This window comes from Streptomyces sp. NPDC091416, from assembly GCF_044756845.1.
Classification (GTDB): domain Bacteria; phylum Actinomycetota; class Actinomycetes; order Streptomycetales; family Streptomycetaceae; genus Streptomyces.
In genome coordinates this window covers 323,870-345,062 of sequence record NZ_JBIVTU010000005.1, presented here as the reverse complement: position 1 = coordinate 345,062, position 21,193 = coordinate 323,870, and the positions used below count along the sequence as shown (strand labels likewise).

Below are 21,193 nucleotides of genomic sequence, written 5' to 3'. Positions count from 1 at the left end.
GCCATTCCGTGCTGTGATGCGGCCAGACTCAGAGCATCCGGCGCTCCACGGCCGGACGTTCTCCACAGCTCGATGGCGCGCTCGGGGAGGGCAATGTGGCGGATACCGCCATGTCTGGTTCCGGAACGACAGCAGATGACGATCCGCCGCTCCAGACAGCGGTATGGCGGCTGCGGTCACGCGCCTGCTGGACGGACGCCGCGGCACTGCTCGAACACGACGCCGCCACCGACCCGGCCGCGGCGCTCCAGCGCACGGCGCTGCTGACCGAGCGGTGTCTGTACACCGGACAGGGCTGGACCGAGGCGGAGGACGCGCTGCGCATCTCCGAGGCCATGGCCCACGACGACGCCGAGCGGGGGGCCGCCGCCTGCGAACGCGGATATCTCGCCTACGCCTCGACCCTCCTCGGCGTACGGGACCGGGCCGACGAGGCACGGGTGGCGCTGAGCCGCGCCGCGGCGCTCCTGGCCCCGGCCGCCCCGGCCCGTCCGCTGCTGGACTTCCGGCGGGGCCTGATCGCGCAGAACATCGCCGACTCGCCCCAGGCCGCCCGCGCCGCGTACCGGAGGGCCCACGCGGGCGCCACCGCCCAGGGTGACGCGCTGCTGCTCTCCTCCACCTGGCGCCATCTGGCCCTGATCGCCCTGCGCGAGGGCGAGCTGGCGGAGGCCCGGCACGGCTTCTCGGAGTCCCTGCGGATAAGGGAGGAGCTGGGCTACCTGGTCGGTACGGCCCCGGCGCTCATCGCGATGGCGGACGCCGAGCCGGAGCCGGAGGCCGCCACGCGGCTGCGCGCCGAGGCGGGGCGGCTGTTCCGGCTGCTGGGCGGCGTGCCGACCTGGCTGGCGCCGCATCTGGACCCGCCGGGTCCGGAGACCGCCGGGGCGAACTGAGACCGACGGGCGGGTCCGGGGGCGGCGCCGGCGTCCTCGGACCCGACACCGGCCGCCGGACCCGATGCCCGCCGCCGGGCTCGCTGCCGGCCGGCGGAACGGGGATCAGCCGCCGGAGCCCGCGAAGTGTTCCCGTACGAGTGACTGCACGACGGCCAGGTCCTGGGCGATCAGCGCGTCCAGCAGGGCCGTGTGCTCGGCCGCGTCCGCCAGCAGGTCGGCGCGGCGGGTGACGGGGTTGCCCTCCAGGGGCCACTGGGAGCGACGGTGCAGTTCGTCGGCCACCATCACCAGCTGGGCGTTGCCCGCCAGCGTGAGCACCGCTCCGTGGAAGGCCCGGTCGGCCTCCGCGTAACTCGCCCGGTCACCGACGGCCGCCGCGGCGACGGTGGCGTCGGCCAGTGGGCGCAGGGCGCACCAGCCGGCCGGCCGGACGGTGCGGGCGAGCCGCAGCATGACGGGGACCTCGATCAGCGCCCGTACTTCGGCCAGCTCGGCCAGCTCGCCCGGCCCGCGCTCGGCGACCCGGAAGCCGCGGTTCGGCACCACTTCGACGGCGCCTTCCACGGCCAGCCGCTGCATGGCCTCGCGCACGGGGGTGGCCGAGACCCCGAAGCGGGCGGCGAGCGCCGGGGCGGAGTAGACCTGCCCGGGTACCAGCTCGCCGTCGACGAGGGCGGCGCGCAGGGCGTCCAGGATCTGACCGCGTACGGAGTGCCGCCGCACCGCGGCCCGGGGTGCGGGCGCCTCGCTGTGGGTGTGCTCGCCGCGGGCCTGCTCGGGCACCCGGAGGGACGAGGAGGCGGACATGGGCGCGGCGGACGCGTGCGGCGCCCACGCCTCGTCACGGGCTCTGCCCTGCTCCACGGATACCTCCTCTGCCGGTCACGGGCGCGGCTCGCGTGGGCGGCGCCTCCTGTGCACGATAGGCGGAGGAGGCCGCAGTTCAAACATCGATCGCGTCGGGTAAGGTAAGGCTTACCTGCAAACGATCGCGATTCGGTGGTCCCTGCATGACCCTTCCCACTCTCCTTCCGGGCACGACGGCCTCGGCGGTGACGGACGCGTACGCGCGCCTCGCCGAGGTCTTTCCCGGGCTGCGCGCCGAGGCGCTCGACGACGGCCGCCCCTCCCCCGGCGGTGCCGGCTGGGTGGGCGCCCATGAGCTCGCGGCCGGGGGAAGCGGACTCGACGCCTTCCTCGCCTGGGACGAGGCGCAGGTGCTGCGGGACTACGGGCAGCAGGCCCGGCCCGATGTGATCGCCGGCTTCGGACTGCACCGGTACGCCTGGCCGGCCTGTCTTCTCGTGACGGTGCCGTGGTTCCTGCACCGGCGGGTGCCCCGGATCCCGGTCGAGGACGTCGCCTTCCAGCGGGCACTGGGCCATCTGACCGTGCGGGTGAAGGAGTTCGCCTGCCTGCCCGGCGATCCGGCGGCGGAGCTGCCCGGCGCGCGCGTGGTGGCCGACGAGGCCGCGCTGCGCGCCGAGGTACTGGCGTCCGTGGCCGAACACCTCGGCCCGGTGCTCGACGGCTTCGGCCCGCGGATGCGGCGCGGCAAGCGGGCGCTGTGGGGCATGGCCACGGACGAGATCGTCGAGGGCCTCTGGTACATCGCCCATCTCCTCGGCGAGGAGCGGCGCGCGATGGCCGAGCTGGAAGCTCTCCTGCCGGGCACCACGAAGCCGTACGTCGGCACCGCGGGCTTCCGCGAGCTGACCGGACCGGACGGCGAGTCACTGCCGACCCGGGACCGGGCGAGCTGCTGCATGTTCTACACGCTGCGGCCCGAGGACACCTGCGTCACCTGCCCGCGCACCTGCGATGCGGACCGGGTCCGGAAACTGACGCCCGCCTCCTGAGCCGTGTCGGATCAGGGCCGTGCCGGCCCTGATCCACACCGCCCGCAGGAGTGGCGAAAATCGAACACAACTCGCCCGCGACATACGGGCATTCGACCAGATCGCGGTAATCCGTCGGCTCTGCCACCCCATTGGCGTTCTCTTGCCCCGAAACCGCCTGGACGCGTGGAAATCCCCGGCACGATGGCGGCCGAAACGCCCTATCGCAACGCAAGGGACCGCGCATGAGACTGACCGACATATCGCTTGACTGGCTGCTTCCGGCTGCCGTGCTGCTGGCGGGGGTCATGGCGGCGGTGGCGGTGGTCGCGCGCGGCAAGCGCGCCTCTGACACATCCGCGGCCGACGACTCCTGGGAACGCAGCGAGGAACGGCGCAGACGCAAGGAGACGCTCTACGCCACCGCTTCGTACGTCCTGCTGTTCTGCTGCGCGGCGGTCGCCGCCGCGCTCTCCTTCCACGGACTCGTCGGCTTCGGCGAGCAGAACCTCGGCCTCTCCGGGGGCTGGGAGTACCTGGTGCCGTTCGGCCTCGACGGGGCGGCGATGTTCTGCTCCGTGCTCGCCGTACGCGAGGCCAGCCACGGTGACGCGGCGCTCGGCTCACGCCTGCTGGTGTGGACGTTCGCCGGTGCCGCCGCCTGGTTCAACTGGGTGCACGCACCGCGCGGACTGAACCACGCGGGCGCTCCGCACTTCTTCGCGGGCATGTCGCTCTCGGCGGCCGTGCTCTTCGACCGGGCACTGAAGCAGACCCGGGTCGCCGCACTGCGCGAGCAGGGCCTGGTGCCCCGCCCGCTGCCGCAGATCCGGATCGTACGGTGGCTGCGCGCACCCCGTGAGACCTTCGGCGCCTGGTCGCTGATGCTGCTCGAAGGCGTACGCACGCTGGACGAGGCGGTCGACGAGGTACGCGAGGACCGCCGGGAGAAGGAGCAGAACCGTCTTCGCAGGAGGGACCAGGAGAAGCTGGACCGGGCGCAGATCAAGGCCCTGAACCGGCAGAACCGGGCCTGGGGACGGGTCGGCCGGGGCACCCATGTGGACGTCCAGGCCATCGCCCCCGCGACGGGCTCCGCGCAGTCCGTCGCGGAGCCCGCCATATCCGAGCCGGGCCAACTGCCCCTAAGACCCCGGCCATCCCTGCAAGCCGTCAACGGCCCGAAATCGAGGGACGTACCGGAGCTGAACGCGACTGATCCGAGAACGGTCGACCTCACCACCGAGGACGACACCCAGGCACTGCCCCGGCTCGATTCGCTGGAGCAGAAGCTGAAGGACCTGGAGCAGCAGTTCGGCTGACACGCCGGAAGGCGGTCCTGCGGGACACAGGCCCTGACGATCCGAGCGGATCGTCAGGGCCGTTCGCCGTTCAGCTCGAACCAGACCATCTTGCCCAGGGGGTGGGAGCTGATCCCCCAGGAGTCCGCCAGGCTCTCCACCAGAACGAGCCCCCTGCCGTGCGTACCGTCGTCGGCGTCCGGTACGTGCGACACGGGCATGTCCGGGACGAAGTCCCGTACTTCCACGCGCAGCCTCCGCGGGGCCACGCTCACGGCGACGACCGCTCCGTCGTCCGTGTGGACCAGCGCGTTGGTCACGAGCTCGCTGAGCAGCAGCTCGGCCACCTGCGCGGGCTCCTCCTTCCATCGGTATCGCAGTAACTCCCTTACCGCTCCCCGGACTTCCGATACGGCCGCCACATCGGCGCGGCCGACTCTGCGATGCAGCCGGGCCAGTTCCTGACGCTCCATCGTTTCCCCCGCCGACACAGTGAATCGCCTCCTGTTACTCGAAGGTGCTCACGCAATGCATGCCCCGCCTACGAGCAGTCACGCTTGTGGCGGGCCACGGGACGAATCCGGACGGGCGGTGAGAACGGGTCGCTGTCGTGCGGAAATCAGGCAGGCTTGTAGTAATAGCCCATGCCTCCACTGACGTTGTGCTCGATGCCACTGCCGTTGAGCGTGAAGTCGGTCGCTTCGAGCGTCGTGTAGCAGTAGCCGGGATTCGGTCCGACCAGCTTCGGAACGCCGACGTTGATACGGCCGCCGCCGTTCGACGTGGAGGTCACCTTCGCCTCGTACGGGCAGGAGTTGTAGGGGTAGTCGGACAGGCGCACCCCACCCGTCCGGGAGATGGTGATGGTGCCGGGCTGGCCGGGGTTGTACACCTCGCCCATCTTCCAGGTGCCCACGAACGACGACGGTACGGCGCTCCCGCCGCCCGAACCGCCGGTGGAGCCGGAGGTACCGGTGGAGCCGGAGGTGCCCGAAGTGCCGCCCGCGCTCGTGGCGCCGGCACTCGTGCTGCCGGAACCGCCGGCGGAACCCGACGTGCCGTCCGATGCGGTGCCGCCTGACGTCGAGCCGCCCGGAGTCCCGCCTTCCGGACTCCCGCCCCCTGTCGCTCCGGTGGCGCCGCCGCCCGATGTGCCACCGGCCCCGGAGCCGCCCGTGGACGATGTACCGCCGCTGCCCGAGGACGCGGCGCCGCCTTCCCCGTCCCGGCCGTCCTTCCCGTCGCCGTCCGCCCGGTCCTTGGCGGGGGATGCCTCGGGGCTCCCGGCGCCCGCCGGGGACGCGCTGCCGGCCGGCGACGGCGAACCGGGATCCGAAGGCCTCGCCGGCCCGTCGGCCGACGGCGATGCCTGGGCGCCCTCGCCGCCGCCGAACGGCTGGAGCACGACGAACGTGCCGCCTCCGCCGCCCAGGACGACGACAAGAGGCACGGCCACGAACCACCGGCGCCGCCGCTTGCGCCCGGGCCTCGGACTGCTCTTCGCACCGGGGGAAACGGCCCCCGGAGCTTCCTTCGGCGCCTGGAGGTCGAGGGTCGCGCGGTCGGCCTCCTGCCGCATCGGGGCCGCCTCCGCGTCCAGCAGACGCGCCGAGCGGCGTGCGAGGTGACCGACCACGGCAGCCGGCAGCCACGGTCCCGTCGCGGCCCCGCGCCCCGGCTCGGCCAGCAGTTCGTCCACGGAGGGACGGTCGGCCGCCCGCTTGGCCAGGAGCCGGGCGATCAGGGTGCGCAGGCCCTCGTCATGGACCCGGGTGAGGTCGGGCTCCGCCTCGACGATGTGGTACATCACCGCGTGCTGGTTGCTCACGCCGTCGCCGAACGGGAGCACACCGGTCGCCGCGTACGTCAGGACGCAGCCGAGGGTGAACACATCGCTCTTCGGCCCCGCGGTCTCCCCGCGGATCTGCTCCGGGGCCATGAAGCCGGGCGAGCCGATCACCATGCCGGTGCTGGTGAGCAGTGACTCGACGGAGGTACCGACAGCGCGGGCGATGCCGAAGTCGATGACCTTGGGCCCCTCGACGGTGAGCATCACGTTCGACGGTTTGAGGTCGCGGTGGATGATTCCGGCGCCGTGGATGTCCTTAAGCGCGCGCAGCAGACCGTCCGCGAGCGTGAGCACAGACGCCGCGGTGAGCGGCCCGTGGCCCCGGACGACCTGCTCCAGGGAGAGCCCCGGGACATAGCCCGTGGCGACCCAGGGGGACTCGGCGTCGGGCTCCGCGTCCAGCACGGGCGCGGTGTAGCGCTCGTCCACCCGCCGGGCCGCGTCCACCTCGCGGCGGAACCGGGCCCTGAACTGCGGGTCCGCGACGTGTTCCGGGTGCACCACCTTGACCGCGACCGTGCGGCCGCCCTCGGAACGGGCGAGGTAGACCCGTCCCATGCCGCCGGCGCCGAGTCTGCCGAGCAGCACGTAGGGCCCGATGCGGGCCGGGTCGGTCGCGGCCAGCGGCTTGATGCCGCCGTGAAGGTGGTCCTCGTGCTCGTGCTCATGCTCGCCGGTCATCTTCGAGCGCTCCCCGTATGTCCCGCCGCACGGTCCCGGTGGACCGCATCCGTATCCTGAATTGCCCATGATCTGAAGCAACTTGGTGAAGGCGGCACTCAGTCTGGAGGACGACGCCCAGGAGTTGGAACCAGTTCCGGAGAAAATTCCGGAAGTAGTTCTAAGCTGTTACCTGCGGCGCCGTGAAGGCCGTTCTGGATCCGTGAACCGGGGTGGCATCGATGAGCCCGAAGCAACAGCGCGGCGAGGCCACCGCGGCCCATGTCCTCGACTGCGCGCTGGACATCTACGCGTCGGAGGGCGAGGCCGGACTCACCCTCGCCGCGATCACCTCGGCCGGCGGGGTCAGCGCGGGAACCATCTACCACCACTTCGGCAGTCTCCAAGGGGTCGTGGTCGCACTCGCCCAGTCCTGGCTGGGGCGCCTCCTCGACGAGCTGGTCGGGGAGCTGACGCGGACGGAGGACGCGCGCAGCGGCATCCACGCGGCCGTGCGGGCCTACCTGCGCTTCATCCAGGTCCACCCCGACGCGGCCCGGCTCATGCACTCCGTCACCGTGGACCGCGAGTTCGCCGCCCGCGCCCATCAGATCCGCGGTGCCCAGGAGGCCCGGCTGAGCCCCCTCGCCGCCTGGCTCCAGGCCCACCAGGAGTCGGGTCAGCTCGCCGATCTGCCGCTGCCCGTGGTGGAGTCGCTGGTCCTGGGCCCGGTGACGGGCATCGCGAGGCGCTGGCTCTCCGTCGGTGACATCGACATCGAGGAGGCCGCGCGGACGGTCCCGGACCGCATCTGGCTCTCCGTCAGCCCTTGACCGGGCCTCGGGAGAACGTCCGCTGCTCCTTCGCCCCGTCGGCGGGCGCGATCACCGGCCGCACGGGCCGGCTCGCGCCCGGCGGCTTCGGCCGTCGGCCCTCACCCCGATCCTTCTCGGCGGCCACGGCGGACGCGGACACCAGCGTCGCGGCGGCGAGGCTGCCCCAGAGAGCGGCCGGGCCGTGGGGGGCGAGCGTGGTGATGACGGCCGGGGAGACGGCGAGGCCGAAGCCCGTGGAGAACTGGAAGCGCGCGAGTGAACGTCCCAGGACGCGCTCCGGGGCCAGGGCCGTGACGAGCGCGGTGGCGCTCCCGGCGTAGATGATCTCGCCGAGGGTGCAGACCACGGACACCGCGGCGACGGCCGGGGCGCTCCAGCCGAGTCCCAGTGAGGTGGCCGCGAGGAACCCGAGGTAGGACGCGGCGATGACCACGCCGGCGAGGGCCAGCACCGCCCGCCGGGGGAAGCGGGACATCAGGACGGTGACGGGAACCTGCAGGGTGACCACCAGCACCGTGTTCGCCACGAAGATGGCCGCCGACCACACCGGGGACGCGTGCAACTGGGTCACCAGGACCAGGGGGAGCGCGATCTCGGGGACGTTGAGGCAGAAGACGTAGATCACGTTGGCGGCCAGCAGTACGCGCATGCGGGGCGGCGGCCCGTCGTCGCTCTCCTCGGCCCGGGCAGCTGCCGGACGGGCGTGCACATGGACGGACCACGCCAGGGCCGCCGCGGCGAGGTACGCCAGGCCGGTGACCACGGCGAGCGCCTGCAAGGCGGTGGCGCCGCCCGCCAGGCACGCGGTGGCGAGGAGCGCGCCGACGCCCAGCCCGGCGTTGCGCAGGGCGCGGCCCGCCGCGAGAGCGGCGTCGCGTTCCCGGCCGTGGGCGACCGTGGCGACGAGAGCCGCGTGGGCGGCCGGCCACGCCTGGTTGCCGATGCCGAGGAAGAGCGCCGCCGTCGCGAAGAGCCAGACATGTCCCGCCGGGGTGAGCGTCAGCAGCGCCACGCCCACCACCCGCACCAGCATCGACGCCGCCACGACCGTGCTGCGTGCGCCCCGGTCCAGCCACCGGCCGACCGCGGGCATGCACACCAGGCCCACGACGACGCCCACCGTCATGGCGATGCCGGTGGCGGGCGCGGACAGCCTCAGGACGGTGACACCGTAGAGCAGCAGGAAGGGCCGCAGGAGGCCGGTGCCCAGCGCGTCCACCGCCAGGGCGACCGCGTAGCGCGGGCCTCCGGAGGCACGGACGAGGGCGTGTGGCCGGAGCTTCGTGATGGTTGCCATGGCGTCAAAGGTCGGTCCGGACCGCCGGACGGGACACGTCGGTTGACGGACATCGTCAACCGACGCCGTCGCCGCCGCGGGGTCGGTGATGATGAGGGGGTGACGTTGAGGATCGATATCAGCGGCCGGCCGTCCGAACGTCTGCGGTTCGCCGCCTCGCCGCTGGCCGAGCTGACCGCGATGCTGCACGTCCTGGCCGAACCCGGGCACCATCCACTGCTCGCCGACTGGGCCGGGGGCGTGTGGGCGGGCATGCGGCCCGAGCTGGCCGAGCGGCTCAGGGAGGCGGAGTTCCTCTGGCGTTCCTCGCGGGCCGACTTCCTGGTCCCCGCCCGTCCCCGGCCGACCCTCGCCGAGGAGCTGGACGACGTGGACCGGATCGACGACGAGACGTACGTGACGTCCGCGCTCGTCACCACGTGCGGCAGCAACCGGGTCCACTTCGCCGCGCCGTCGCCGCTCGCCGACGCGGCGGCGCGCGAGCGCGCCCTGGACCGGGCCCAGGCCCGCGGCCCGCTCCAGGAGGCCTTCGCGGAACGGCTGCTGGCGGATCCGGCCACTGTGCGGGCGCGGGTACGACGCACCCTCGAACAGTGCGCCGACGCCTTCTTCGACGCCGCCTGGGCGGGCGTCGCCGTGCGGCTCGCCACCGACCTGCGCCTGAAGAACGACCTGCTGAAGCATCAGGGCATCGGGGCGGCACTCGCGTCGGTCTCCGACGCGGTCGCCCTGGCGCCGGACGGCGACAGCATCATCGTGGACAAGCTGCAGGACAACGCGACCGCCGCCCACGGCGCCGGGACCACCTTCCTCCCCAGCGTCTTCGGCCGCCCGCACCTGGTGGTGGTCCACGCGCCCGGGTGGCGGCCGGTGGTGCAGTACCCCGTGGCCGAGCCGGTCCCGGCCGGGCCGGTACCCCTGGAAACCGTCACGCTACGGCTGACGGCGCTCGCTCATCCGGTACGGCTGCGGCTGCTGCGCACGCTGGCCCGCGGCCCGCACACCACCGGCGAGCTGGCCCAGGCCTGGGAACTCTCGCCCCCGGAGGTGTCCCGCCACCTCGCCGTGCTGCGCCGCGCCGGTCTGCTCACGGCCCGGCGGCGGGGTCGCTATGTGCACCACACCCTCGACCTGTCCGCGATGACGACGCTCGGTACGGACCTGCTGTCGGCCGTACTGCGCTGAGCGGCTCCGTCCGGCCGGCCGGACGTGTGTGCGGTCTTCTCGGTTAACTCCAGGAAAATTCACTCTTGTTGGCGTTGACGGGAGGGTATCTACGCGCGTCATCATGGTGGTTATGCGAATCCCCCCACGGATCACCACGCTCGGCGGCGCAGCCGCCCTCCTGTCCCTCCTCTTCGTCGGCGGCCCGGTCACGGCTGCCGCGACCGCCGCCACCAGCTCCGTCGGCAGCATCTGCTACTCCGCGCTGCCGTCCCAGGCCCACGACACCCTCGACCTCATCGACGCCGGCGGCCCCTTCCCGTACGACCAGGACGGGACCGTCTTCCAGAACCGCGAAGGCGTCCTGCCCGGACAGAGCACCGGGTACTACCACGAGTACACCGTGATCACCCCCAACTCCCCGACCCGCGGCGCGCGACGCATCGTCACGGGCGAGGAGGTCCAGGAGGACTACTACACCGCCGACCACTACGCGACCTTCGACCTCGTCGACCACGGCTGCTGAGCCGCAACCCCGGTCCGGTCCGCGCCGTAGTCCCCCACCTGCGGCGCGGATCACCGGAGCGAGGTACTTGTACGCTCGCCCCATGACCGTGACCTATGTGATCGACGGCTCCGAGGTCACCGGCCCGGAGCGCTTCTGGGACGTGGTCGGCGAAGCGGTGAACGGGCCGGGCGGCTACTTCGGCCGGGGCCTCGACTCCTTCGCGGACTGCCTGCGGGGCGGAATGGGCACGCCGGACGACGGCGACTTCGTCCTTGAGTGGCGGGACCACGTACGGTCCGCGCGCGCCCTGGACCACGCCGCGACCGCGCACCACCTCCGCGGCCTGCTGGACCGCGCCCACGTGAGCAACCTGCCGCGGCTGCGCGAGGAACTGGCGCAGGCGGAGGCCGGTCTGGGGCCGACGCTCTTCGACCGGCTGCTGGAGATCATCCGGGACGAGACCGCCCCCGGCACCCTGCGACTGCGCTGAGGGCCACGGACGCGGCCTGTCGCGTCCGTGGCCCTCAGGGACCGTCAGTACTTCGCGTCCGTGGCCCTCCGGGACCGTCAGTACTGCGTGGAGACCTTCACCCCGCCGAAGTCCTGCACGGCGTAGAGGCTGATGAAGTGTGCTCCTGGCGCAGGGTTGTCGACCGTCAGCGTGTGGGCGTTGCCACTGCCGGTCGACCGTGAGGTGTAGGCGCCCGTGGTGGCCCAGCCGTTGGCGTTGTAGTAGAGGTCGGCGTCGCCCGTGCCGCCGCTCGTGGTGATGGTGAGCCGGGTGGTTCCGGCGGGGATGTAGAGGTACAGGTAGGAGTAGTTGCCCCGGGTGGCCTGCCGCCCGCTGCGGGCGCAGTCCTCGCCCAGCTCCCGTACGTCACTCGCGGTGCACTCGGCCGTCGGCTCGGTCGGCGGGTTGGTGGTGGTGCCGCAGCTGCCGGCCGCGCACCCGGTCAGCCAGGCGTTCCAGTCGGCGTCGTAGCGGCTGCCGATGGTGGAGGTGAGCAGGGTCCGGGCGCCGTTCCAGTCGCCGCCGCGGTAGCGGCCGAGGAGTGTGTCCACGTCGGCGCGGTGCGACTGGAGCATGTAACGGACGGCCAGATAGCCCCAGTTGTAGATGCGCGTCTGGTCGGCGTTCTCGTAGGTGGTGTCGAACAGGGAACGCAGGGTGTAGGTGTGTGCGGCGGCCTGCGTGATGGCGTCGTCGTAGGTCACGTCACGGTAGGAGTAGGAGACGTACTCCGCGAAGCCCTCGACCCACCAGATGGTCGGTGTGGTGAGTCCGTCCTCGAAGTCGCCGGACATGTTGAACCGGCCGTCGAGGTAGTGCGTGTACTCGTGGTTGAGGTTCCAGATCTGGAAGTCGGGGCGCACCCATTCGGCCTCGTAGGCGATGAAGCGCGGCTGGTTGCCGGCCGCTGCCGGGTCGCCTTCCAGGTACATGCCGCCGTTGTTGGTGTCGATGCCGTAGATGGCTCCGGCGTAGGTCTGGTAGTCGGTGCTCGAGTCGAAGACGACCACCTCGATGGTGGTGTTGTTGTCCTTGGCGACCGGTCCGTTGTCACGGGCGATCCCGTGGAAGTAGGCGTCCTGGCCCTTCAGGCTGGTGCAGGCCGCCGAGAGGTCGGACGAGGACATCTGCTGGGCAAGGATGCGGATGCTGTCGCTGCAGGTGTACTCGACGGGAAGAACGGCGCTCTTGATGCGCGCCGCCAGGTCGCAGGTGTTGTACGCGGCGCAGTTGGCCCCGTCGTAGTAGTCGGTCATCTCGGCGAGACCGACCCAGAGCGGCGCGGTGGGCCCGGTCAGGGAGCTGCGGCCGAGCAGGTCGATGACGAGCGGGCGCGCCTTGGGCCGCAGCGACTCCTCCTGGAGGAAACGCCCGAGCTCGCGCCCCGCGTTGGAGGCCAGGTAGGAGCGGTCCGTGCCCAGCAGGTCGAGGTGGTCACGGGCGAAGCCGGCGAGCGCGTCGAGCAGGCTCGGGTCGGCCTCGACGGCGCTGATGAACTCGGGTACCTGATGGCCGCGGAAGGTCACCGTGTAGACGCTGTTGACGGCGTTGAGCATGTACCAGGAGCTGTTGTACGAGGAGTCGTAACCGGCGAGCAGGCGTTTGACGACGGAGAGGTAGCGGGCGTTCTGTACGGCGCTGTCTATGAGGATGACCGCTTCGGACAGGGTCTCCCCGTTGGCGTCCGTGACGTCGTAGGCGTGCGCGGAGGCGAAGAAGGCGTCGAGCCCGCTCCGGATGGCGGTGCGGAGCGCGTCGCCGTAGGCGCCGACGGTGGCGGGGTCGTAGTACTGCACGTAGTAGCCGGCCCGGAGGAACAGCACCAGCTGGGGCATGCCGGTGCTGCTGTCACCCGGGTACGCGGCCGAACCGTCGCGCAGGGCGTAGGCGACGGTGACCATCTGGGCCTCGCGGAAGGCGAGGTAGCCGTCGTTGCCCTTGACCGTGAACAGCGTGTTGACGCAGGCGGTCGTCGACGACTTGATCTGCCGCACCAGGTCGCTGCCGGTGCGGCTGGTGAAGTCGGCGACGGAGCAGGCGGCGGGGGCGATCCCGGCGGCCTTCGCGGCGGAGCGGGCCTTGGCCTTCATCGAGGGCGCCGGGTGGCTCGGCGCGGCGGCGCGCGGGTCGTCGTAGTCCCGCTTCAGCGCGTCCTTGGACGCGGTCTGCGGCGCCCGGTCCGCGGGCTTCAGGGCCGTGCCGCCCATGTGGCCCGGGTCCTGGACGGGTGCGGTGAGGGCCTGCGCGGTGGGGCCGCCCGGCTCGGGCGTCCCGGAGGCAACGGCTTCGTCCGCGGCGGCCGTCGTGGTGACGGCCGCCGGCGTGGAGGGCCGGGGCTCGGCGGCCCGGCTCGGTGCGGCGAGCATGCCGACACCCAGACAGGCCGCCAGGGCCACGGTGGACAAGCCGGTCAATCTCTGTCGAACCAAACGGTTCTTCACGTGCCGCCTCCCAGCGGTGTGGTGCCGCGCGACGGTGCGCGGCGTGGGGGATGGCGCGGTCGGGGCCGGAGGGCCGGTCCATGAACCAGCCCATGACATGAGCACGACCTCAACCGCGGCCGTCTGTACAATGGCACATGTCACATGTTCTTTGGAAGGCGCTGGGCGCACATTCATCTGCGCGCCAACTCCCGTCCGCGGCACTCCGCTTGTGGACGATGCCGCTTCAGCCCGAGGAGTTCCGCCCGTGACCGAACCCCTGCCGCGCCCGCACGGCAGTCACGACCTGCCGGTGTCCCCCGCCCTGGACGCCTTCATGCGTACGGGCTGGGCCACGGCCACGCGCCGGGCCGACGCCCGCGTCCCCGCCCACGCCCTCACCCCGGCCCGGCGCGCCCGCACCGCCGCACGGTTCCCGGGCGAGCGGCTCGTCATCCCGGCGGGATCCCCCGCCGTCCCGTCCCTCGAAGCGGACCACCGATTCCGTCCGCACACCGCTTACGCCTGGCTCACCGGTCTCACCGGCGGGGACCAGGCCGGCCATGTCCTCGTCCTGGAACCGGACGGGGACGCGCGCCACGAGGCGGTCCTGTACATGAGGCCCGGTTCGCCCCGCAGCGGCCAGGACTTCCACCGTGACCGCGAGCACGGGGAGTTCTGGGTGGGCCGCAGACCGGATCCGGCCGAGGCCGCCGCACTCACCGGCATCCGGTGCGAGCACCGGGACGCGTGGGACAAGCTCCTGACGGGCACCCAGCCCCCGACCCGGGTCCTCACCGGGGTGGACCCGTCCGTCGACGCCTGGCTCGGGGACGCCCGCCGGATACCCGCCGTCCGGTCCGCCCCGGCCGGGCTCGACGCGGTGATCGACGAGCTCAGACTCGTCAAGGACTCATGGGAACAGGCCCAGTTGCAGCGTGCCGTCGACGCGACGACCGCCGGATTCGAGGACGTCGTCCGCTGCCTCCCCCAGGCGATCGCCGACCCGCGCGGAGAGCGCCGGGTCGAGGGAGTCTTCGGGCTGCGGGCCCGGCTCGAAGGCAACGGCCCCGGCTTTCCGACCGTCGCGGCCGCCGGCGACCATGCGTGCGTACTGCGCCGGACCCGCAACGACGGTCCGCTGGAGCGCGGCAGGTTGCTGCTGCTGGACGCGGGCGTGGCGACCGACTCCCTCTACACGGCCGACCTCACCCGCACGATCCCGCTGTCCGGCACCTTCACGCCCGTCCAGCGCACGGTGTACGAACTGGTGCTGGCGGCACAGGACGCGGGCATCGCCGCGCTACGGCCGGGCGCCCGCTTCCACGACTTCCACGAAGCCGCGATGCGGGTCATCGCCGAGGGCCTGCACGACTGGGGCGTGCTCCCGGTCCCCGCGGACGAGTCACTGACCCCCGAGAGCGGCCTCCACCGCCGCTACACCCTCTGCGGCAGCGGCCACATGCTCGGCATGGACGTGCACGACTGCGCGAGGGCCCGGGCCGGGATCTACCCGGGCGGGGTGCTGGAGGCGGGGCAGGTGCTGACCGTGGGGCCGGGGCTGTATCTCCGGCCGGACGACGAGACGCTGCCGCGTTCGCTCCGGGGCAACGGCATCAGGATCGAGGACGACCTCGTGATCACCGGGGACGGCGCCCGCCTCATGTCGTCCGCGCTGCCCCGCACGCCTGACGACGTCGAGGCCTGGATGGCGGAGCTGCTGGACAGTTGAGCGCGCGAAGCCGCCACCGCGGGCAGGGGTGCTGGACGGCGGGGCTGCTGGACGACTGAGCGCGCGAAGGCCGCCATCCCCGGCAGGGGATGGCGGCCTGGGGCCTCTCGTCCGGATCGTGCCGGGCTCGCGAGGTCCGGCACGCGCATCTGCGGCGTGGTCGTCGGTCGCCCCCGCTCAGCGCTGACTCCGTACTGGCCCGCAAGGTCTCGTCCGGCCCGCGACGCGTGTCGCGCACTCCCGAGGCGCTGCTCAGGGCTTCTCCTCGGCCCACAGCGAGCGGACGTGCGACATATGGGCGAGCATGCAGGCCTCGGCCCCCGGTGCGTCCCCGGCGACGACCAGGTCCAGCAGCTGCACGTGCTCCTGCGCGGAGGCGACCAACTGGCCCGACTCGGCGAGGCGGTTCAGTCCGAACAGCCGGGAGCGCTTGCGCAGTTCACCGACCTCCTCGACCAGCCGGCGGTTCCCGGCCAGCGCCAGCAGGGCCAGGTGGAAGCGGCGGTCCGCCTCCAGGTAGCCCAGGATGTCGTGGCGCCGCGCGGCCTCGACGATCTCCAGCGCGACGGGCCGCAGCGCCTCCAACTCCTCGGTGAGGCCCATCCGGGCGATCCGGCCCACGGTGGGGACCTCGATCATGGCGCGGAGTTCGGTGAAGTCGTCGAGGTCCTGCTCGGTGAGTTCGGTGATCCGGAAGCCCTTGTTGCGGACGGCCTCGACCAGGCCCTCCCGGGCCAGGTCGAGCATCGCCTCACGGACGGGCGTCGCGGAGACACCGAACTCGGAGGCGAGCGCGGGTGCGGAGTAGACGGTCCCCGGCTTCAGTTCACCGGAGATGAGCGCTGCCCGCAGCGCGTGCGCCACCTGGTCGCGCAGATGCTCCTGCGCCGAGATCACGTTGAGCGATGTCAGACGGGCCATGTCTGCTCCTCCGGGACCGTGCGGAGCCCAAGAATACAATGTGACGTTGTCCGCCCCGGACTCGGCGGTTTCAGAGCAGGAATCCCTCGGGGAACGGGTCGGCCGGGTCGAGGAAGTACTGCGCGGTCCCGGTCAGCCAGGCACGGCCCGTGACGGTGGGCACGACGGCGGGCAGCGGTCCCACGGTGGTCTCGGCGACGAGCCGGCCGGTGAACCGGGTACCGATGAACGACTCGTTGACGAAGTCCGTGTCCAGGGCCAGTTCGCCGCGCGCGTGCAGCTGGGCCATGCGCGCGGAGGTGCCGGTGCCGCACGGCGAGCGGTCGAACCAGCCGGGATGGATGGCCATGGCGTGCCGCGAGCTGACGGCGTCCGAGCCGGGGGCGATCAACTGGACGTGCTTGAGGCCGTGGATGCCGGGGTCGAGCGGATGGACCGGCCGGTCGGTGGCGTTGACCGCGTCCATCAGGGCGAGCCCGGCGGCCAGCAGCTCGTCCTTGCGGGACCGGTCGAACGGCAGGCCCAGGTCGTCCAGGTGGACCATCGCGTAGAAGTTGCCGCCGTACGCGAGGTCGTACTCCACGGTGCCGTGGCCGGGGACCTTCGCCGTGAGCCCGAGTCCGGCGCTGAAGGCCGGCACGTTGGTGAGCGTGACGGAGGTGGCGGCCCCGTCCTCCACCCGGACGTCGACGCTCACCAGCCCGGCGGGGGTGTCCAGCCGCACGGTGGTGACCGGCTCGGTGACCTCCACCATGCCGGTCTCCACCAGGACGGTGGCCACCCCGATGGTGCCGTGCCCGCACATCGGCAGACAGCCGGAGACCTCCATGAACAGGACCCCGAAGTCGGCGTCGGGGCGGGTCGGCGGCTGGAGCACGGCCCCGCTCATGGCGGCGTGGCCGCGCGGCTCGTACATCAGCAGGGTGCGCACCGCGTCCCGGTGCGCCATGAAGTAGGTGCGGCGCTCGGCCATGGTGGCGCCGGGCAGCGTGCCGATGCCCCCGGTGATCACCCGGGTCGGCATGCCCTCGGTGTGCGAGTCGACGGCGTGGAAGATGTGACGCGTGCGCAAGGGGCCCCCTCGGTCGTCCGGCCGGACCGGGACGGTGCTCCGGCCGGCCGGTGTCTGCTGTGGTGACGGTGGGTGGGAGATCGGGCCAGGTCAGTCGAGGCCCTCGGCACGGGCCTTCTCGGTGGCCGCGCGCACGGCGGCCAGGGAGGCGGCGTCGAGCGGCGTGCGCGGCGGCCGGGTGGGGCCGCCGTGCCGTCCCACGATGTCCATCGACGCCTTGATGGCCTGGACGAACTCCGGCTTGGAGTCCCAGCGCAGCAGCGGGTGCAGTCGCCGGTACAGCGGAAGCGCCGTCTCCAGGTCCCCGGACACGGCGGCCCGGTACAGCGCGACGCAGCCGGCGGGCAGCATGTTGGGGCAGCCCGCGATCCAGCCGACGGCCCCGGCGAGCGCGAGCTCCAGCAGGACGTCGTCGGCGCCCACCAGGAGGTCGAGCCCCGGCGCCTCCTCGGCGATCTCGTAGGCCCTGCGGACGTCCCCGCTGAACTCCTTGACCGCGACGACGGAACCCTCCGCGTGGAGCTGGGCGAGCAGCCGCGGTGTCAGGTCCACCTTGGTGTCGTACGGGTTGTTGTACGCGACGACCGGCAGACCCGCCGAGGCGACCTCCGCGTAGTGCGCGCGGACCGCCGCGTCGTCGCACGCGTACCCGTTGGGCGGCAGCAGCAGGACGGAACCGGCGCCCGCCTCGGCCGCCTGCTCGGCACGGCGACGCGACTGGGTGCTGTCGTACGCGGAGACGCCCGGCATCACCCTGGCCCCGTCCCCGGCCGCCTCGACGGCGACGCGCACGACCTGGTCGCGCTCCTGGTCCGTGAGCGTCTGGTACTCCCCCAGTGAGCCGTTGGGCACCACGCCGTCGCAGCCTGCGGCGACGAGGTCGGACACATGGGCGGCGTACGCGTCGAAGTCGATGGAACGGTCCTCGCGCAGGGTGAGCGGCGTGGCGACCATGACGCCCCGCCAGGGGCGGGTGCGTGCGGGGGTGTCCGTGGTCATGAGGGCTCCTTGTGAGATGGGGCGGAGGCGGATGGGAGGAAGTGGGTGACGGCGGGGACGCGCGTCACGCGTCCCCGCCGTCCTCGGGGCGGGTGGCGCGGGCGAGTACGGACAGGGGGACGGGGCAGGCGAGCGGCCGGCGGTCCGGGGCCCCGGCGCCGGCGGCGGGGCCGGCGAGTTCCCGCACGGCGAATCCGCACGTCCGGCCCTGGCACCAGCCCATCCCGGCCCGGGTGAGGAGCTTGACCGTGCGGCTGTCCCCGGCTCCGAGTTCCCGGACGGCGGTACGGATGGCACCGGCGGTGACCTCCTCGCACCGGCAGACCTCGGTGTCGGCCGCCGTCCAGTCGGTCCAGCCCGGCCCGGGGCGGTGTACCGCGCCCATGAGCGCCGCGAACGCGCGCATCCGGCGCCGGGACCGGAGCAGCGCCGCGGTGCGGGGCGTGCCCGGGCCGCCGCGGGCGTCCGCGATCACGGAGCGGGCGGCCAGTTCGCCCTCGGCCAGGGCCAGGTGGACGCCGCCGATGCCGCCGGTCTCGCCCGCGGCCCAGACTCCGGGCACGGTGGTACGCAGTTCGTCGTCGAGCTCCAGCGCTGCCGAGCCGTCCGCGCCGCACCGGGTGGCGCAGCCGATCCCCACCGCGAGGTCGATTTGGGGTACCAGCCCGTGCCCGACGGCCAGGACGTCGCAGTCGATGCGGCGCCCGGTCCCGGGCAGCGGTCGCCAGTCGCGGTCCAGCCGGCTGACCGTGACACCCTCCACCCGGTCGGTGCCGTGCACGGCCGTGACCGCCCGGTGCGTCAGCGGCCGGATCCGGTGGCGGGCCAGCGCGGCTGCGTGCCGGACCCCTTCCGCGAGCCGGCCGGGGTTCGCGGCCAGTACCAGCGGCGCCCGTCCGTACGCCCCGTAGCCGGCGGCCTCCACCAGCGCGGGGACGCGGGCACCCGCCCGGGCGAGGGAGACGGCGACGGCCTGGAGGAGGGGTCCGCTGCCGGCGACGACGATGCGGCGGCCCGGCAGCACCAGGCCCGACTTCAGCATGGCCTGCGCTCCGGCCGCTCCGACGACGCCGGGCAGGGTCCAGCCGGGGAAGGGGAGTTGGCGCTCGTGGGAACCGGTCGCGACCAGCAGGCGGCGTGCGTCGAGTGCCGTGGCCCCGTCCTTTCCGTCGGGCCCGGTGACCGCGTGGAGCGTCCAGTCGGCTCCGCTCCGCTCGACGGCCCAGACGTGGTGTCCGGTGAGATGGCGGATCCGGCCCGCCGCGCGGTGCCGGCCGAGCCGTGCGGTGAGGGCGGCGAACTCCGCCCAGCCGTGGTGCAGTGCCTCGGGACGGGTGGCGCCGAGGCCCGGCGCGGGGGCGCGGTAGTACTGGCCGCCCGGTGCGTCCGCTGCGTCGAGCAGGACCACGTCGAGTCCGCCGTCGGCCGCGGTGACGGCCGCGGCGAGGCCGGCGGGTCCGGCGCCCACGACCGCGAGTTCGGTGCGCTCGGGCCGGGCGCCGGGCTGTTCAGCGGACGGGAGCGGCATGTCCGTCCCCTTCCTGCGCGGTGACGACGTCGCCGGGGCGGGCGGGCAGCAGGCAGGCGCGCCGGCTGGGCTCCCCGTTGACGGTGACCAGGCAGTCGAAGCAGGAGCCGATCCCGCAGAAGGCGCCCCGTGGCCGTCCGTTCACCCGGGTGGTGCGCCAGGTGAGGACGGAGGCGGCCCAGAGGGCGGCCGCGATGCTCTGACCGGGCAGGGCCCGGACGGGGTGTCCGTCGAAGGCGATCTCGAATGCGGGGCCGGGAGCGGCTTGGGCCAGGGCGGCCGGGGTCCGTCCGGCCGTGCGTGTGCGGGGACGTCTCACCAGGGCTCCTGCTCAGTCGGCGGCCGGTCGGTCCGGCCCGTCAGCGGGCTTCTCGGGGCGTAGGGCTTCACGGCGGCCTCAGCCGCCGCTACCGGTACCGGTCCGGGGCACCGCGTCGAACCGGTCGGGGCGGAACGGCGCCGGATCCAGGGCGGGTTCCTCGCCCCGGATCGCGGCCGTGACCAGCACGGCGGTCGCGGGCGCGAGTCCGATGCCCGCACCCTCGTGACCGCAGGCGTGGAAGAGGCCCGGCACCCGGCGGTCGGGCCCGATCGCCGGGAGGTGGTCGGGCAGGTAGGGGCGGAATCCGTGGTAGGTCCGCAGTACCCGGGCGTCGGCCAGGACCGGGAAGAGCGCGGCCGCCGCCGCAGCCAGCCGGCTGACCACCGGAACGGACAACGTCCGGTCGAATCCCACCCGTTCACGGCTGGCGCCGATGAGGACGGGGCCCGCCTGGGTGCCTTCCACGACGGGTGAGGTCTGCAGTGCGGCCGACGCGCTCGACACGTCGGCCACGTACTCCGCCGCATAGACCTTGTGCCGGATCAGGCGCGGCAGCGGCTCGGTCACGAGGACGAAGCCGCGCCGGGGAAGCACGGGCAGCTCCACACCCGCCAGGGCGGCCAGTTCACCGCCCCGTACGCCCGTCGCGTTGACCACCGCCGGGGCGAGCAGGTCGCCCGCGGCGGTCCGTACACCACGCACCGCGCCCGTCGGTCCGGTCAGCACCGCGGTGACCGCCCGCCCCGGGTGAAGGCTCGCTCCGGCGTCGCGGGCCGCGCGGACGAGGTGGGCGGCCGCCAGGGCGGGCTGGACCTGGGCGTCCTGAGGGTAGAGGAAGCCCCCGGCGAGTCCGGGCGCCACGTGCGGTTCGAGTGCGCTCAGTTCGTCCGACGCCACCGCGGTGGCCCGCACCCCTGCCGCCAGTTGTCCGGCTGCGGTCGCGGTCAGGGTGGCCAGCGATTCGGGACCCGCCGCGACGACCAGGCCGCCCTTCTGCTCGAACTCCACGGCAGGGGGCAGCACGTGCGCCAGTTCCCGCCAGAGCGAGGCGGACAGGAGCGCGAGGTCCAGCTCCGGGCCGGGCACCTTGTCGGAGACCAGGAGGTTGCCCTCCCCCGCCCCGGTGGTGCCGCCGGCGACCGGTCCGCTGTCCACCACCGCGACGGCGAGTCCGGACCGGGCGGCGTAGTACGCGCAGGCGGCACCGACCACTCCGGCGCCGACGACGACCACATCCAAAGGCTGTCTCGTGAACACGCCAGTAATATGTCACATTGCTCTGCGGTCGCCAAGAGGGCGTCAAGGACGTTCCTTTGACACCCCGTCAGCTCGGCGG

The 21,193-nt window shown here is 73.0% G+C and carries 19 protein-coding genes; 8 read left to right on the top strand and 11 right to left on the bottom strand.

The window, feature by feature from the left end; all coding sequences use genetic code 11:
- The first annotated feature begins 110 nt into the window (after positions 1–110).
- Positions 111–896, top strand: a complete 786-nt coding sequence (locus ACIQMX_RS17735) for a hypothetical protein (RefSeq protein ID WP_363067162.1) — start codon at positions 111–113, stop codon at positions 894–896.
- 105 nt (positions 897–1,001) lie between these two features.
- Here the strand turns inward: ACIQMX_RS17735 and ACIQMX_RS17730 are convergent, their stop codons facing one another.
- Positions 1,002–1,763 (bottom strand): GntR family transcriptional regulator, encoded by a 762-nt coding sequence (locus ACIQMX_RS17730; protein WP_402478964.1) that lies wholly within the window; start codon positions 1,761–1,763, stop codon positions 1,002–1,004.
- 146 nt (positions 1,764–1,909) lie between these two features.
- Between ACIQMX_RS17730 and ACIQMX_RS17725 the strand changes: the two genes are divergently transcribed.
- Positions 1,910–2,758 (top strand): (2Fe-2S)-binding protein, encoded by an 849-nt coding sequence (locus ACIQMX_RS17725; protein WP_402478961.1) that lies wholly within the window; start codon positions 1,910–1,912, stop codon positions 2,756–2,758.
- Positions 2,759–2,982: 224 nt separating this feature from the next.
- A complete protein-coding gene (locus ACIQMX_RS17720; RefSeq protein WP_363067159.1) occupies positions 2,983–4,059 on the top strand; it encodes a DUF2637 domain-containing protein in 1,077 nt (358 codons plus the stop codon).
- A gap of 53 nt (positions 4,060–4,112) precedes the next feature.
- On the opposite strand, the gene ACIQMX_RS17715 is transcribed toward ACIQMX_RS17720, so the two are convergent.
- Positions 4,113–4,511 (bottom strand): ATP-binding protein, encoded by a 399-nt coding sequence (locus ACIQMX_RS17715; protein WP_363067158.1) that lies wholly within the window; start codon positions 4,509–4,511, stop codon positions 4,113–4,115.
- A gap of 146 nt (positions 4,512–4,657) precedes the next feature.
- Positions 4,658–6,568, bottom strand: a complete 1,911-nt coding sequence (locus tag ACIQMX_RS17710) for a serine/threonine-protein kinase (protein WP_402478958.1) — start codon at positions 6,566–6,568, stop codon at positions 4,658–4,660.
- 221 nt (positions 6,569–6,789) lie between these two features.
- On the opposite strand from ACIQMX_RS17710, the gene ACIQMX_RS17705 reads away from it, so the two are divergent.
- Entirely contained in the window at positions 6,790–7,380 is a 591-nt protein-coding gene (locus ACIQMX_RS17705; RefSeq protein WP_402478955.1) for a TetR/AcrR family transcriptional regulator, read from the top strand.
- Here the strand turns inward: ACIQMX_RS17705 and ACIQMX_RS17700 are convergent.
- On the bottom strand, positions 7,370–8,680 hold the full coding sequence (locus tag ACIQMX_RS17700; RefSeq protein ID WP_402478953.1) for an MFS transporter: 1,311 nt from the start codon (positions 8,678–8,680) through the stop codon (positions 7,370–7,372). The genes ACIQMX_RS17705 and ACIQMX_RS17700 overlap by 11 nt on opposite strands.
- Before the next feature lie 99 nt (positions 8,681–8,779).
- Between ACIQMX_RS17700 and ACIQMX_RS17695 the strand changes: the two genes are divergently transcribed.
- From ACIQMX_RS17695 to ACIQMX_RS17685, 3 genes are all read left to right on the top strand, one after another.
- Positions 8,780–9,865, top strand: a complete 1,086-nt coding sequence (locus ACIQMX_RS17695) for a helix-turn-helix domain-containing protein (RefSeq protein WP_363067154.1) — start codon at positions 8,780–8,782, stop codon at positions 9,863–9,865.
- Between the two features lie 112 nt (positions 9,866–9,977).
- Complete coding sequence (locus ACIQMX_RS17690; RefSeq protein ID WP_402478949.1) at positions 9,978–10,370, top strand: ribonuclease domain-containing protein; 393 nt, start codon at positions 9,978–9,980, stop codon at positions 10,368–10,370.
- A gap of 82 nt (positions 10,371–10,452) precedes the next feature.
- A complete protein-coding gene (locus ACIQMX_RS17685; protein ID WP_363067152.1) occupies positions 10,453–10,842 on the top strand; it encodes a barstar family protein in 390 nt (129 codons plus the stop codon).
- Between the two features lie 77 nt (positions 10,843–10,919).
- Here the strand turns inward: ACIQMX_RS17685 and ACIQMX_RS17680 are convergent, their stop codons facing one another.
- A complete protein-coding gene (locus tag ACIQMX_RS17680; RefSeq protein ID WP_402478946.1) occupies positions 10,920–13,304 on the bottom strand; it encodes a M9 family metallopeptidase in 2,385 nt (794 codons plus the stop codon).
- Positions 13,305–13,551: 247 nt separating this feature from the next.
- Between ACIQMX_RS17680 and ACIQMX_RS17675 the strand changes: the two genes are divergently transcribed.
- A complete protein-coding gene (locus tag ACIQMX_RS17675; RefSeq protein WP_402478943.1) occupies positions 13,552–15,015 on the top strand; it encodes an aminopeptidase P family protein in 1,464 nt (487 codons plus the stop codon).
- Positions 15,016–15,267: 252 nt separating this feature from the next.
- On the opposite strand, the gene ACIQMX_RS17670 is transcribed toward ACIQMX_RS17675, so the two are convergent.
- The 6 genes from ACIQMX_RS17670 to ACIQMX_RS17645 form a co-directional block, all read right to left on the bottom strand.
- Positions 15,268–15,936, bottom strand: coding sequence for a GntR family transcriptional regulator (locus ACIQMX_RS17670; protein ID WP_363067149.1), 669 nt, complete (start codon positions 15,934–15,936; stop codon positions 15,268–15,270).
- 70 nt (positions 15,937–16,006) lie between these two features.
- The gene (locus ACIQMX_RS17665; protein ID WP_363067148.1) at positions 16,007–17,008 is read right to left on the bottom strand and encodes a proline racemase family protein; all 1,002 of its coding nucleotides are present in this window, start codon (positions 17,006–17,008) and stop codon (positions 16,007–16,009) included.
- A 90-nt stretch (positions 17,009–17,098) separates the two neighbouring features.
- Positions 17,099–18,007 carry a dihydrodipicolinate synthase family protein gene (locus ACIQMX_RS17660; RefSeq protein ID WP_363067147.1) on the bottom strand — a complete coding sequence of 303 codons (909 nt, stop codon included), beginning with the start codon at positions 18,005–18,007 and terminating at the stop codon, positions 17,099–17,101.
- Between the two features lie 64 nt (positions 18,008–18,071).
- Positions 18,072–19,535 (bottom strand): NAD(P)/FAD-dependent oxidoreductase, encoded by a 1,464-nt coding sequence (locus ACIQMX_RS17655; RefSeq protein WP_402478939.1) that lies wholly within the window; start codon positions 19,533–19,535, stop codon positions 18,072–18,074.
- Positions 19,516–19,854, bottom strand: coding sequence for a (2Fe-2S)-binding protein (locus tag ACIQMX_RS17650; protein WP_402478936.1), 339 nt, complete (start codon positions 19,852–19,854; stop codon positions 19,516–19,518). The genes ACIQMX_RS17655 and ACIQMX_RS17650 overlap by 20 nt, the downstream gene beginning before the upstream one ends.
- A gap of 78 nt (positions 19,855–19,932) precedes the next feature.
- Positions 19,933–21,114: an NAD(P)/FAD-dependent oxidoreductase gene (locus ACIQMX_RS17645; protein ID WP_402478933.1), complete on the bottom strand. Its 1,182-nt coding sequence runs from the start codon at positions 21,112–21,114 to the stop codon at positions 19,933–19,935.
- Between the last annotated feature and the right edge of the window lie 79 nt (positions 21,115–21,193).

What these genes read in the sequence shown, in the direction of transcription:
- ACIQMX_RS17670 (WP_363067149.1), bottom strand. Translation starts at nt 15,936, where the DNA reads ATGGCCCGTCTGACATCGCTCAACGTGATCTCGGCGCAGGAGCATCTG.
- ACIQMX_RS17715 (WP_363067158.1), bottom strand. Translation starts at nt 4,511, where the DNA reads ATGGAGCGTCAGGAACTGGCCCGGCTGCATCGCAGAGTCGGCCGCGCC.
- ACIQMX_RS17690 (WP_402478949.1), top strand. Translation starts at nt 9,978, where the DNA reads ATGCGAATCCCCCCACGGATCACCACGCTCGGCGGCGCAGCCGCCCTC.
- ACIQMX_RS17655 (WP_402478939.1), bottom strand. Translation starts at nt 19,535, where the DNA reads ATGCCGCTCCCGTCCGCTGAACAGCCCGGCGCCCGGCCCGAGCGCACC.
- ACIQMX_RS17725 (WP_402478961.1), top strand. Translation starts at nt 1,910, where the DNA reads ATGACCCTTCCCACTCTCCTTCCGGGCACGACGGCCTCGGCGGTGACG.
- ACIQMX_RS17705 (WP_402478955.1), top strand. Translation starts at nt 6,790, where the DNA reads ATGAGCCCGAAGCAACAGCGCGGCGAGGCCACCGCGGCCCATGTCCTC.
- ACIQMX_RS17720 (WP_363067159.1), top strand. Translation starts at nt 2,983, where the DNA reads ATGAGACTGACCGACATATCGCTTGACTGGCTGCTTCCGGCTGCCGTG.
- ACIQMX_RS17710 (WP_402478958.1), bottom strand. Translation starts at nt 6,568, where the DNA reads ATGACCGGCGAGCATGAGCACGAGCACGAGGACCACCTTCACGGCGGC.
- ACIQMX_RS17735 (WP_363067162.1), top strand. Translation starts at nt 111, where the DNA reads ATGTCTGGTTCCGGAACGACAGCAGATGACGATCCGCCGCTCCAGACA.
- ACIQMX_RS17685 (WP_363067152.1), top strand. Translation starts at nt 10,453, where the DNA reads ATGACCGTGACCTATGTGATCGACGGCTCCGAGGTCACCGGCCCGGAG.
- ACIQMX_RS17660 (WP_363067147.1), bottom strand. Translation starts at nt 18,007, where the DNA reads ATGACCACGGACACCCCCGCACGCACCCGCCCCTGGCGGGGCGTCATG.
- ACIQMX_RS17700 (WP_402478953.1), bottom strand. Translation starts at nt 8,680, where the DNA reads ATGGCAACCATCACGAAGCTCCGGCCACACGCCCTCGTCCGTGCCTCC.